13 protein-coding genes are annotated in these 12,894 nt (G+C 36.1%); 3 read left to right on the top strand and 10 right to left on the bottom strand.

Annotation, left to right across the window (positions count from 1 at the left end; genetic code table 11):
* Window positions 1-11: 11 nt before the first annotated feature.
* Together I6I93_RS07105 and hflX are read right to left on the bottom strand one after the other, a co-directional pair.
* Window positions 12-644: a YigZ family protein gene (locus I6I93_RS07105; protein ID WP_112889982.1), complete on the bottom strand. Its 633-nt coding sequence runs from the start codon at window positions 642-644 to the stop codon at window positions 12-14.
* Entirely contained in the window at window positions 637-1,926 is a 1,290-nt protein-coding gene (gene hflX, locus I6I93_RS07100) for a GTPase HflX (RefSeq protein ID WP_112889981.1), read from the bottom strand. Before hflX ends, I6I93_RS07105 begins: the two co-directional genes overlap by 8 nt.
* Before the next feature lie 90 nt (window positions 1,927-2,016).
* Between hflX and I6I93_RS07095 the strand changes: the two genes are divergently transcribed.
* Both I6I93_RS07095 and I6I93_RS07090 read left to right on the top strand, forming a co-directional pair.
* Complete coding sequence (locus I6I93_RS07095; protein WP_112889980.1) at window positions 2,017-4,902, top strand: transglycosylase domain-containing protein; 2,886 nt, start codon at window positions 2,017-2,019, stop codon at window positions 4,900-4,902.
* A gap of 12 nt (window positions 4,903-4,914) precedes the next feature.
* Window positions 4,915-5,106 carry a hypothetical protein gene (locus I6I93_RS07090; protein ID WP_112889979.1) on the top strand — a complete coding sequence of 64 codons (192 nt, stop codon included), beginning with the start codon at window positions 4,915-4,917 and terminating at the stop codon, window positions 5,104-5,106.
* 138 nt (window positions 5,107-5,244) lie between these two features.
* Here the strand turns inward: I6I93_RS07090 and I6I93_RS07085 are convergent, their stop codons facing one another.
* From I6I93_RS07085 to I6I93_RS07075, 3 genes are all read right to left on the bottom strand, one after another.
* A complete protein-coding gene (locus I6I93_RS07085; RefSeq protein WP_112889978.1) occupies window positions 5,245-5,757 on the bottom strand; it encodes a macro domain-containing protein in 513 nt (170 codons plus the stop codon).
* Between the two features lie 144 nt (window positions 5,758-5,901).
* Window positions 5,902-7,410 carry a Na+/H+ antiporter NhaC family protein gene (locus tag I6I93_RS07080; protein WP_112889977.1) on the bottom strand — a complete coding sequence of 503 codons (1,509 nt, stop codon included), beginning with the start codon at window positions 7,408-7,410 and terminating at the stop codon, window positions 5,902-5,904.
* Between the two features lie 13 nt (window positions 7,411-7,423).
* Window positions 7,424-8,137 carry a hydrolase gene (locus I6I93_RS07075; RefSeq protein WP_070702498.1) on the bottom strand — a complete coding sequence of 238 codons (714 nt, stop codon included), beginning with the start codon at window positions 8,135-8,137 and terminating at the stop codon, window positions 7,424-7,426.
* A gap of 135 nt (window positions 8,138-8,272) precedes the next feature.
* Here I6I93_RS07075 and I6I93_RS07070 point away from each other — a divergent pair, with 135 nt between their 5' ends.
* Complete coding sequence (locus tag I6I93_RS07070) at window positions 8,273-9,178, top strand: restriction endonuclease (RefSeq protein WP_112889976.1); 906 nt, start codon at window positions 8,273-8,275, stop codon at window positions 9,176-9,178.
* Between the two features lie 290 nt (window positions 9,179-9,468).
* On the opposite strand, the gene I6I93_RS07065 is transcribed toward I6I93_RS07070, so the two are convergent.
* The 5 genes from I6I93_RS07065 to pxpB all read right to left on the bottom strand — a co-directional run bounded on the left by I6I93_RS07065 (window position 9,469) and on the right by pxpB (window position 12,886).
* A complete protein-coding gene (locus I6I93_RS07065) occupies window positions 9,469-9,714 on the bottom strand; it encodes a DUF1294 domain-containing protein (protein WP_112889975.1) in 246 nt (81 codons plus the stop codon).
* Between the two features lie 81 nt (window positions 9,715-9,795).
* Window positions 9,796-10,278: a hypothetical protein gene (locus I6I93_RS07060; RefSeq protein ID WP_112889974.1), complete on the bottom strand. Its 483-nt coding sequence runs from the start codon at window positions 10,276-10,278 to the stop codon at window positions 9,796-9,798.
* Between the two features lie 130 nt (window positions 10,279-10,408).
* Window positions 10,409-11,206 (bottom strand): putative hydro-lyase, encoded by a 798-nt coding sequence (locus tag I6I93_RS07055; protein WP_112889973.1) that lies wholly within the window; start codon window positions 11,204-11,206, stop codon window positions 10,409-10,411.
* Window positions 11,203-12,147, bottom strand: coding sequence for a 5-oxoprolinase subunit C family protein (locus tag I6I93_RS07050; RefSeq protein ID WP_112889972.1), 945 nt, complete (start codon window positions 12,145-12,147; stop codon window positions 11,203-11,205). The genes I6I93_RS07055 and I6I93_RS07050 overlap by 4 nt, the downstream gene beginning before the upstream one ends.
* The gene (gene pxpB, locus I6I93_RS07045; RefSeq protein WP_112889971.1) at window positions 12,140-12,886 is read right to left on the bottom strand and encodes a 5-oxoprolinase subunit PxpB; all 747 of its coding nucleotides are present in this window, start codon (window positions 12,884-12,886) and stop codon (window positions 12,140-12,142) included. Before pxpB ends, I6I93_RS07050 begins: the two co-directional genes overlap by 8 nt.
* Window positions 12,887-12,894 lie beyond the last annotated feature (8 nt).

Genomic DNA, 12,894 nt, shown 5'->3' with positions numbered 1-12,894 from the left:
TTCTCCTAAATTTAATAAATAATTTTTCCATCAATAGTTGGAAGTTCAATCTCTTCCAAGTCTTCTTTTTCAAAATTTGCAGATGTAATATCCCTGATCTTATCAAGAATAGACTTGTCCTCACCAATATCAATTGTCACTTCAACCTTATCTGTGTAATTTTCCTCTATGATTTTATAATTTTCATTTGCTAACAAGTTCACGATAGCACCGTGGAAGGTGTAGTCGTAAATAATTTTTGTCCTGGTAAAATTTTTTCTCTCACACCTCTTGGCCTCATCTAGGGCTTTTACGACTCCTTCTGTGTAGGCACGAACAAGGCCACCTGCTCCCAGCTTAGTCCCACCAAAGTAGCGGGTTACAATGACAAGGACATTTCTCATTTCTTCTTTTTTTAAAACTTCAAGCATAGGGATACCTGCTGTTCCTGATGGCTCTCCATCATCAGAATACCTCTGTGTCAGTCCATCTTCGCCAATTATATAGGCGTGGCAGTTGTGGGTTGCCGACCTGTGTTCTTCCTTGATTCTACCTAAAATTTCTAAGGCCTCTTCTTCACTTTTTACAAAATATGCGTGACCAATAAAAATTGATTTTTTTATTTCAATTTCTGCCTTCCCATCTTTTAAAATTGTCTTATACATTTACAACATAATCCTTTACTTTTTCGTATTCTCTTTCTTCAAGCTTGAGGTCTAAATAAATTCCATCATCTTCATAGATAGGTTTTGCATCAAACTTTTCTACTAGTTTGTAGAGGAGGTCTGTGTCGTCGTAGGCAAATTTTAATTTCACATCAAAATATTTTTCATCAAGATTGTCCTCAATTATTTTTAAGAGGGAGTCCATATTTTCATCCTTAAGAGCAGAAATATAAACCTTCTTGTCTGGCATAACTCTAAGAGGTAAGTTGATGTCATAGAGGTCAACCCTGTCCACCTTGTTAAATACAGTGATTATATTTTTGTCTAGGACCTCAATATCCTTTAAGATTGTCATAGTTGTATTGTATTGAATCTCTAGGTCTTCACTTGATGCGTCAATTACGTGGAGGATTAGGTCCGAATACTTAATTTCTTCAAGGGTAGACTTAAAGGCCTCGACAATTTTTGTTGGAAGCTTAGAAACAAAACCAACTGTATCAGAAATTATAAACTCACGACCAGAAAGAAGTCTAGCCTTTCTTGAAGATGGGTCAAGGGTTTCGAAAAGCATATTTTTTACAGAAACTTCTCCCGACTCTTCTTCCTTGAGCCTGTTTAAAATCGTAGACTTACCTGCGTTTGTATAACCAACTAAGGACACAATAGGGATATTAGAGTCAATCCTTCTCTCCCTTGTGGTGTCTCTAGTCTTCTTGGCTTTTTCAAGCTTCTCCTTAATCTTATCGATTTCTCTTTTTAACCTTCTCCTATCGGTCTCAATTATTTGCTCACCTGGTCCCCTGGTACCAATTCCACCACCAGTTCTTGACCAACCATCAATTCCCAAAAGTCTTGGAAGTTGATACTCAAGTCTTGCCAGTTCAACTTGGAGCTTGGCCTCATAAGTAGTGGCACGAAGGCCAAAAATATCTAAGATCAAGTTTGTCCTATCGATTACCTTCTTCTTGATTCTCTTCTCCAAGTTCCTTACCTGGATACCAGAAAGCTCATCGTTAAAGACAACGGCATCAACTTCTAGGAGCTCAATCATTTCTTTGATCTCGTCGACCTTACCAGATCCAATTAGATACTTGGGGTTAAATTTATAAATATTTTGAGTTACCTCGCCCACAACTTCAGCCCCGTCTGCATAGACAAGCTCACTAAGCTCCTGCATAGAAGTTTCAAGACTGTGAGGATAGGCCCCAAGATTTGTTCCAACAGTTATAACTCTCTCTAATTTTTTATTTGAATTTAAATTCTCTAAATAAACATTATCCATAGCTACATTATACTACATCCCTCACAGTTTCAAAAACCATCTAATAGTATTTAGCTTGTTAAAATGTTATAATTGTACAAAGGAGAAAGTATGGAAAACTTAAGAGAATTAAAAAATAATTTTAAAAATTTAAATAAAAATCAAAAAATAAAAATTGGACTCTTGGTCTTGCTTTTGATTTTTGTTTTACTTATTTCATTTTTTTCTGCTCTCATAGTTTCAATAATTTCAAAAACTCCTGCCACAGACTTAAATAATTTGAGCTCATCTTTTAACCAGAGCTCCTATATTTATTCCAAGGAAGGAAATTTAATTGAAAAAATTGAATCTCTTGAGTACAGAAGTCTTATTGACATTACAGATATTCCTGAAGACATAAAAAATTCCTTTGTTGCCATAGAGGACCACAGGTTCTACAAGCACAAGGGCCTTGACCCCATTGGGATTGCATCATCTATTGCTGCAAATATAAAATCAAGGTCTCTCTTGCGTGGTGGATCAACAATAACTCAGCAATTAGTTCGCTCAGTTTATCTCACAAACCAAAAAACTCTTGGGAGAAAAATTCAAGAGGCCTACCTTTCACTTCGAGTTGAAGATGCCTTGACTAAGGATGAGATCCTTGAAGCCTATCTTAATAGAATTAATCTTGGCCAAGGTGCCTATGGGATTGAAGCTGCAGCCCAAACTTATTTTTCAAAGTCTGCTGTTGATTTAAACATTGCAGAAGCTGCTCTTCTTGCATCAATACCAAAGTCACCAACAAATTATTCACCCTTTAAGTCAGTCCCTCCTGAGTACTTGGAAGATGACTTCAGGGTCATCGGGACTCGTGAGATTGACGGCAAGGACCTCTACATGGTTTTAAACGACGATGCCTTCAAGAGGCAAAAAACTGTCTTAATGAGGATGCACGAGCTTGGTTATATTGACGACACTGAGTATGAAAAGGCAAAAAATTTTGACATTGTGTCTGACCTAAACCCAAAAAATTTTAAAAACCACACCATGTCCACTTACTCCACAGACTACATAAAAAAAGAAGCTTCAAGATACCTATCTGACTTCTACAAGATAAGTCTAGAGGAAGGAGAACACAAACTCTTCACAGGTGGTTACAAGGTTTACTCCACAATTGATGAAGAAATCCAAAAGGACTTGGAAGACAAGTATGAGGGCTTCCAAAAGCTCCTCTTAAATTATTCGTCAGCTGGTGGAGCAAGGATGCTAAACTTAAACTTCGATGAGTGGAAAAATATTATTTTTGGCGACGAAGTATTATACTTTGCAAGGGAAAATATCCTAGACGACAAGCTAAACCTTATTATTCCAAAGTCCCTTTACAGTATCTCATCTCATGGCGACTTGAAGATAAAGAGTCTCTACTTCAAGGACACTGGTCAAAAAATTGACATCATAGATGCCTATGAACTTGGCGACGATAAAATTTTAAGGACCTATGAACTTGGAGGCCTAAAAATCGAAGAAGGGGCTGGAGAATTAAAGAATAATTATTTGATTATTGACGGAGATTATTTAAAGGATTTTCCAGATTTTTATAAAATCGAAAATGAAAACTTAATTATTTCAAATAAGTACTTTGATTACAAGGAAGACCCAGTAGTCCAACCACAATCTGCCATGATTGCAGTTAACAATGAAACTGGTTTTGTAGAAGGGATTATTGGTGGCCTTGATGTCAGGACAAAGAACGCAAAGATTTTAAATCGTGCAACAGATTCCTTTAGACAGCCTGGCTCTGCTCTTACACCCTTTAGTGTTTATCTTCCGGCCCTTGAATCTGGTAAAACTCTTGGAGATGTCTACGACGACGTGCCAATGACTGTTGATGGAAACTTTTGGCCAGCAAATTATTATAACTCCTTCAAGGGACTAATGACCCTTCGCAAGTCTATGGAAGCATCATCAAATGTAATACCTGCAAAAATATTACAAGAGCTTGGCAAGGACAAGGCCATGGATGTCTTAAAGAAGTTCGATGTAATTGATGAAGAAAATAAGGACTACTTCATCTCACATGTCGACAACAAAAATAAAAATGACGAAAATCTTGAATCCCTAGCTCTTGGCAATATGCAGGTAGGCCTTCGCTTATCTGACTTATCAAAGATGTACCAAACTATTGCCAACCAAGGAGTCTACAAAGAAGAAACTGGTATATTAAAAATTGAAGACCCAAGTGGCAACATAATTATTGACAACTCCAATAAAAATAAGAGGCTCTTCGACGAGAAATCGTCCTACCTCTTGAGAGATATCTTTATTGGAAATGCTAAAAATGGAAATGCCAAGGGAGCAAAAATAAATTCTTCAGAAACTGGAGCCTACTTGGGACAAAATAAGACTAATTCAGATTATTTTGTAAATGCCTTTAATGAGTCCCACACAGTTTCCTTTTGGCTAGGAGCAGACACACCAAAGATTTCTCTTGCAGCCAATAGTCAAGATGCCCTAAATCTCTTTAACAGGATGTCAAAAAATATTGGCCAGGAAGAAAAGTTTGAAGAAGACCCTTCCTACATTGTATCGAGAAAAATTTCATCAAAGAGTGGAAAACTTGCAACTAAGCTTTCTAATTATGCTGGCGCTTCATACACAGAAAAATTTATTTCTGGAACTGAGCCAAAGGAAAATGACGACTTATTTAAAAAATATTTAATATGTAAGGACTCAGGCAAGCTTGCCAACCAATTCTGTCCAAGTGAGTCAGTCCTCTACACAGTTCTCTTTGAGAGAAAGGAAGGCTACGATGCCAAAGACCACTATGGAATCTACCCTGAGGACTACATGACTATTCCTAAGTCTTATTGCAATATCCACACCAGGGAATGGTATAATGAAAATATGGATGAGGATGAATCTAATGACAACGAGACTTCAAAGAAAAAAGATAAGGATTCAAAAAAATCTTTAAATAAAACAAAATCTTCTGGCAAGAAGAAAAAAATAAATTAATTAGGAGGAAGTATGAAAAAATTATCTAGTTTAATAAAATTTATTGCCTTTATAAAGATGATTAAACCAAAAAGAAAATTGAGAAGAAGGAAGAGGAGACTCAAGAGATTCCTTGCCCTCTTAAATCCAAAAAGAGCTGGCAAGGTTGCCTACCACGCTGGCAAGATAAGAATGAGAAACGAAGTAAAGAGATTATTTTATTGATAAGTTAAAAAATTTTGATTTTCAAAAGTTTTTTCAAGAAACTAAAGAACTTGTAATTTAAATTTTCAAAGAATACTTTTACAAGCAAGTAAAAAGATAGCCTGTCTTTTGTGACAAGCTATCTTTTTTTGTCTTATTTTATTTTTCCATCCAGTCTTTATTTTTTTCTTTTAAAACATTTAGAAACTTGTCATTTAAAACTGAAATGGTCACATCAAGATCGTGATCTTCTAAAAAGTCTCTAATAGTATAAACAGCAACTTCTGCCGCTTCTTCAAGTGGATAACCATAAATCCCTGAAGATAGAAGTGGGAAGACAAGAGATTTAAAATCATTTTCAACTGCCAAGTCAAGTGCAGACTTGTAGGCTTTTTGTAAAACTTCTTTCTCTCCTTGTTTTCCATCAAAATAAATTGGTCCCACAGCGTGGATAATATTTTTTGCCCTTAGCTTATATCCCTTTGTCACAACAGCTTGGCCAGGCTCTATTGGGGCAAGTCTTTTACATTCTTCTTCTAATTCTTTGTCATCTGCACGAGAAAAGATTTGTCCGCAAACTCCTCCGCCAGGTCTAAGCTCTTTATTTGCAGCATTAACTATTGCATCAACGTCGTAGTCTAAAATATCTTTCTTTTCAATTTGAAAAGTCATAGCAGCCCCCTTTCTTTATCTTACCTAAACTATATACCACATTAAAAGATTTTTAAAGTAGTTAAAAAAACTTTTTCATCTTTCTAAAATTTTTCATTTAAAACATTCCAATAAAAAAAGGCCAGCAGAGCCAGCCTAAAAAATTTAATTATTTACATTTTTTAAATATTTATTTATTGTTAGTCTTCTCATTACAAAAACAATTACTGCCAAGAAGACTATGCCTATTGGAAGTGTGAGGTTTGGCTTGTCAAGTATACCTGATACTAGAAAGGCCAAGAAGGATGCAACACCAACGCTAATTGCATAGGGCAACTGACTTGACACGTGGGCTATGTGGTCGCAACCTGCTCCTGCTGATGACAAAATTGTTGTATCAGAAATTGGTGAACAGTGGTCTCCAAATACTGAGCCTGAGAAGATTGCAGCAAGAATAATTGACAAGAAGTGCATGTGGTCTGTGTGCATTAGGATTGGCACCATAATTGGAATTAAAATACCAAAAGTTCCCCAAGCAGTTCCTGTTGAGAAGGACAAGAAGGCACCTACTACAAAGATTATTGCAGGCAGCATCCACATTGGCATAGTTGAATTAGCTATAAGTGATGCAATATAAGATCCTGTATTTAGGAATTCATCACTTGTGATTCCACCAATTGTCCATGCAAGAGATAGGATAACAATAGCAGAAACCATTGTCTTCATACCTTCCACTATCCCCTTCATAAAGTCATCAAACTTTAAAAGTTTTCTTGGAATATAAAGGATAAAAGAAACAACAATTGCAAAGAAGGCTCCAATTACAAGAGACAAGTTTACATTTGCATCTCCAAAGGCTGCTCCAGCTCCAACTCCTTCAGAGAAGAAACCTCCAGTCTTTAACATCATCATTATTGTTACAAAAATTAAGACTACAATTGGAAGGACAAGGTCGAAAACTCTTCCGTTTTTTGAATATTCATAACCCACATCTTCTTTTTCAACTATTTTTGACGTGTCATTTAATTCATACTTCTCCATAACTCCCATTTCTATGTCAGTTGTTGAAAAATATAAAATCATAAGAAGGGTCATAAGAGGATAAACATTCATAGGGATTGTTGATAGGAAGACGCTCATTGGGTTTGCAACCCCTGTATCTCCAATAACGGCAACAACTGATGCCGCCCAAGATGAAACTGGTGCCAGGATACAAACTGGAGCTGCACAAGAGTCTATAATGTGGGCAAGCTTGGCCCTAGATACCTTGTTCTCATCAGTTATTGGTTTCATAACTGCTCCAACTGTAAGACAGTTAAAGTAGTCGTCAATAAAAATTATAATTCCCAAGAAGGCTGTGGCAAGTTTTGCCATCTTCTTGCTCTTAATCTTCTTACTTGCCCACTTACCATAGGCAAAAGATCCACCTGCCATGTTCATTACCATGACCAAGGATCCAAGCATAGCCAAGAAAACCAGCATAAGGGCATTGTCCCCAAGCTTGGTCCCCATTAGTGTAAAAACTGTTTCTAAGGCGGCAATAATATTTCCACCTGTAAAGATAAGTCCTCCAGCTATAATTCCAATTAACAGAGAAGTTATTACTTCCTTTGTTATAAGTGCCAGGGCAATGGCAACAATTGGAGGAACTATCGATAAAAATCCAAATTCCATTTTTTCTCCTTTTCTATTTACTCTCTTCCTCTCTCTTATTTTCCCTATAAGTATCCATTACTTCAGAAAAAATATCAGAGCTTGATACTGGTGTGTAGGTGATAGCGTTAGCTCCTGCTTCGATTGTCTCAATAATATGCTCATCGGTGTGACCGCCTGTAGCTATTATTGGAAACTCATCTCCAAGTAGCTTTCTTGTATATCTTACTAGTTCTGCAGTGTTTTTTCCACCTGCAATATTTAAAACTCTGGCACCAGCTGCAACCTTACCCTCTATATCGTCATACCTTGAAATAACAGTAGCTATAACTGCAATGTCAAGAGCCTTGGATATCATACTAATATTTTCATTAGTCATAGGGGCATTTACGACAACTCCAGTTGCTCCCATTAGCTCAGCTTGAAGACCAATGTTAACTGACCTAAGTCCTGAAGTTGTACCTCCACCAATTCCTACAAAGACTGGCATTGACGCAACTTCCATTATAGCAGATACAATTTTAAGTTGAGGTGTAAAGGGATAGACAGACATAACTGCCTGGGCGTTATTGTTTACGATAATAGGTATATCATTAGTAAATATAAGAGACTTTATCCTCTTTCCCATAAAGTTTATCCCACTTGCTCTGTAAATTACTTCAGGTACAGAAACTTGTCTCCTCCTGAGTTCTGTTTCAATTGATGGAACAAACTTCTTTTTCTTTTCTGAGTTATTAAAGTTTTCCATTTTTACCTCCAAGTATTAAATATTCGTTAATATTCATTTAATAAAATTTTCCTCCACTTGTCAATAATATTAAGAAGAATAAATATTAAAAACTGTGTTATACTTTCCTTAAGGAATGATGAAAGAGGTGGAAAAATGCCTGTCAACTTAAAAAGATTTGGATTTGAATTTGAAAATTGTAATAAGAAGGTCCCCTATACAATCGAACACGAAAAAAAGCCCCTGGACCTGACAAGAGAAATGACAAAAAATTTGGAATACCTTCTTTGGTATGTTCCCAATATAAATTCAGCCCAGTCACAAGAAAATGAGCTCACATCTTCTCTTAATTTTGAAAATTTTGTCTTTGGAATAATAAAAAATTATATGAATTTAGAGAACAAGGACGTGGCCTTCCTAGAATATATAGACCATGACATAGTAAAGTTTTACGACAAAAAGATTTGTCCCCACTCTCAAAAAATTATTTTGACAAAGTCAGAAGGCGAATCGAAAACAGATTGTCTCTTGAGACACATAAGAAACTCCTTGGCCCATGGCAACTTCAACATTGTTGAAGACATGTTAGTTGGTTTCGACTACAAGTATGGGCCTGGCGGAGAAGAAATCTGTACGGGAATCTTTAAAATCTTTCCCAAAAACCTTTTGAGAGGCCTATCAAGCCTAGACGAAGAAGTAACAGCAGAAGGCTTGGCACAAATTGCCCTCCAAAGGACTGGATACCAGCTAGAACGCTTTAAGAATGAAGACAAGGACACTTCCTTCGACTTTTATGTAAAGAAGGGTTCTAAGAGGTATGCGCTGGAAATTAAAAAGTACAGGAACACAGAAGTCTTGTCAGAAAAAGAAGTGCAGAAACTCTTGGACAAGTTCTCAGGCTTGTATGACAAGATAATTCCCGTTCTTTTTATCAACACATCCTTCTTGAAAAAAGAAACTAAGGAGAAGTTAAAGAAGGAAAGAGTGATTATCTTGGACATCAAAAATATTTTAAAAATGTTAGATGGAAGAGACATCTTGGGCGAGATCGAAGCCTATTGATTGTTTTAAATTTTTTAGATTTTTATAGCTTATAAATAAATTTTTACAATAAAAAAAGGATGCCATGTATGCATCCTCAGTATTAAAATATAAAACCCTCTTGCTAAGAATATCCTAGGTCAAAAATTGTGTAGATTTCAAATTGAAAAACTTCGTCTAAAATCGCATTGTTTGAGCGAAGCGAGTTTGCGATTTTAGAAGTTTGAGATTTAGAAATCACCAATTTTTGTAATGAGATATTCTGGCATGAGGGGTTTTTTATTGAGAATAGTCACTTCAACTAGGCATCCTTATTTTAATGTCACATAAATTGTCACAAGTATTCCTATAAAATTTGCAATATAAAACTTTCTCTCGCGAGTCTTGTGATGAAAAAATTCCATTCCAGCAAGTCCACCAAGACCTGCAACAAGTGAAAATGTAATAAGGGTCTTCTCACTTATCCTCCACATCTTGTGCTTGGCTTTGAACTTGTCCAGGCCATAGAGAATAAAATTTATTAAGTTCAAAATTATAAGTATATAAATATTTTCCAAATTAAATCATCCTCAATTTATAAACTACAAATTATAATATCACAAATTGATGATGAAATTTAAAAATTATTAAAATAGTCTTCACTCCATCATTTCAAATTTAGCAGCACCAGTTTCAAATTTTTCATTTTTTAGTCTTTCAATTAAGTTGTCAAAGTCTTCTTGGCTCTTCTTATAATCATCTACTTCTTTCCCATACTTGATTTTCAAAGCTTCATTGGCAAGGTCCTTATCAATGGAACCAAAGTATAGGTCTTCTCCTGTATACCTAACTTCTTCTGCATCAGTTAAGATAAGGAGGATTACCCCATATATAAATCCTGCCTTTGCAGCCTCGTCTTGACTTATGTCAGACTCTCCACTTAGTTTTATTTCTAAAATTTGGTTTTTTACTTTATAAGCTTCAAGCTTATAGGGTCTCCAGTCAATCTTTCCAACTAACATCTCCAGACCTCTTTCATTTGACAAATCTGTCTTCATAGAATAGAGAGATTTGTTCCCGCATCCAGTGAGTAAAAGCATAAGACCTGCAAAAGCTAATAAAATTTTAAAATATTTTTTCATAATCCACCTCTCCCATCTCTTTATTGCTTTACTTAATTATACTCCTTATTTACTTAATCTACAAAAACTAAAATATAAATTTAAGCATAAAAAATCTGCCAAGTTTCCCTGGCAGATAAGAATTTTTATTTTAAAATACTGAAACGTAAGAATCTTTTTTATCTAGTATAAGCATATGACCTGGTGCGTGAGTGATCATGATTTCAGGTTTAGATGCCATAGCTACTGCTTGAGGTGTTACACCGCAAGCCCAGAATACTGGCACTTCTCCTTCTTTAATTTCACTTCTTTCACCAAAGTCTGGCTTGTCAACATCTTTAATTCCAATAACAGATGGATCGCCAATGTGGATTGGAGCTCCGTGAGTTGCTGGGAATCTTGCAGTTACAGTTGTGGCCTTAACAATATCCTTGTAAGGAATTGGCCTCATAGATACAACTGTGTTTCCATGGAAAACTCCTGCTGGTTCTGTTGCTATGTTAGTAATATACATTGGAACGTTGTGTTCGTCTTCAATGTGTCTTACAGGCACGTCTGCTTCTAGCATGGCTTTTTCAAAAGAGAAGGAACATCCAATAACAAATGTAACAAAGTCATCTTGCCACACGTCTTTTAGGTCCTTAACTTCTTCAACAAATTCGCCATTTTTATAAATCCTATATCTTGGCACGTCTGTCCTTATGTCTGCTCCGTCAGCCATTATTTTTGTAAGAGGGCTTCCTTCGTCTAGAACTTCAAGGATTGGACAAGGTTTTGGGTTTCTTTGAGCAAATAGTAGAAAGTCATAGGCATATTTCTTTGGAAGGATTGCAAGGTTTGCTTGTAGGTAGCCTTCACTCATGCCAGAAGTTGGAAGGTCAACTTCTCCCTTTCTAATAAGTTCTCTTACATCTCTTGGGTGTAATTTACCTAGTTCACTTAATTTCATATTACAGACTCCTTCTTAATTGTTTCGAAGTTTTTCTTGTAATCAACTGTTGCCTTTTGTGCTTCTTCGATAGTAACTTTTTGGAATAAAATTTTATCTAGGAAGGACATGTTAGCAAGCTTGTGAAGGTCTGGTGTAATTACGTTAGCAATCTTTGTGTAACCACCAGTAGTTTGCCTATCTGCTACAAGAATAATTGGTTGACCATTAGCAGGCACTTGGATTGAACCAAAGTTAGTTCCGTCAGAAATAATATCTGCAGTTTCCTTGTGTTCAATAGCAGTTCCTTTTAATCTAATTCCCATCCTGTCAAAGTCCTTAGTCACTTGGTAGCCACCTGATTTAAATAAGTCGTGGATTCCCTTTTCTGTGAAGTAGTCATCTTGAGGTCCAAGAACAACTCTTAGAACATTACAGTGGTTAAACTTAGGAAGATACTTTTCAGGTATTCTTCTCATTGTCTTGTCTTTAGATTTTTTAATCTTTAATGTATCCTTAGGTTTTAAAGCTCTTCCGTCAATACCACCCATTTTTGTCTTCATGTGAGTTGACTTAGAACCATTAACTACAGGCACATCTATAGATCCACCAAAGGCAAGATAGCCCCTGACACCTTCATTGGCCTTTCCAAATTGTAAAGTATCGCCAGCCTTAACCTTTATAGTTTCAAACATAGGTGCAGGCTCACCATTTATTTTTGGGTTCATATCAGAACCTGTGATTGCAAGTGTAAGCTCTTCGTTAAACTTAAGAGTTGGTCCAAAATATGTCATTTCAAGGACAGCTTCATCAAGTTTATTTCCAACTAAGATATTGGCAAGTCTGTAGTTGTAATCATCCATGACACCGGATGTAGGAATACCTAATTCTTGGTAGCCATATCTACCAGCATCTTGAATTGTTGTTAGAATTCCACCGTTAATTACATCGATACTACTCATGAAGATCACCCCTCTTTACCTTCTTAATTGAAACCTTGTAGGTATCTTTTTCCACTTCTTCTTTAATTCTGTCATATTCTTTTTGATCAATTGGGACATATCTAATGTAGTCACCAGCTTGGATGAATACAGGTGGTTCCTTAGTATCATCAAAAAGTTTAAGTGGAGTTCTTCCTATTAATTGCCATCCTCCTGGAGATTCAAGTGGGTACATACCAGTTTGATTTGCTGCAATACCAACTGAACCAGCTTCTATCTTTAATCTTGGGCTCTTTAGTCTTGGAGTTGCAATTCTCTCATCAAGTCCACCAAGATAAGTAAAACCTGGGATAAATCCCATCATATAAACTAAATAATCTGTGCCAGAGTGAATCTTTATGACGTCGTCTTTAGATAAATTTGCGTGCTCAGCTACAAAGTCAATATCTGGACCATATTCGCCACCATAAATTGTTGGGATTTCAATAAGTCTAACTTCGTCACTTTGCTCACCTGAGTCAGCTTTGCTAAGTCCCTTTAAGGTATCAACCATTTCGCCATAGGAAATCTTTACTGGGTCATAATTAATTAATATAGACCTGTAAGTTGGCAAAATGTCTAAGATCCCGTCAATATTTTTCTTTTTTAAACTTTCTACAACTGCGGCAATTCTGGCGTTTATTTCTTTTTCAATAGTGTCGCCAAATTCCATTACTATGGCAGAGTCGCCAGCAGTTAGAAATTTTATTTTATCATACATTTTTTACT

Source organism: Peptoniphilus harei, from assembly GCF_016726485.1.
GTDB classification, from domain to species: domain Bacteria; phylum Bacillota; class Clostridia; order Tissierellales; family Peptoniphilaceae; genus Peptoniphilus_A; species Peptoniphilus_A harei.
Note: the sequence above shows the minus strand (reverse complement) of the source record. Positions and strands in the feature narration are given on the sequence as shown.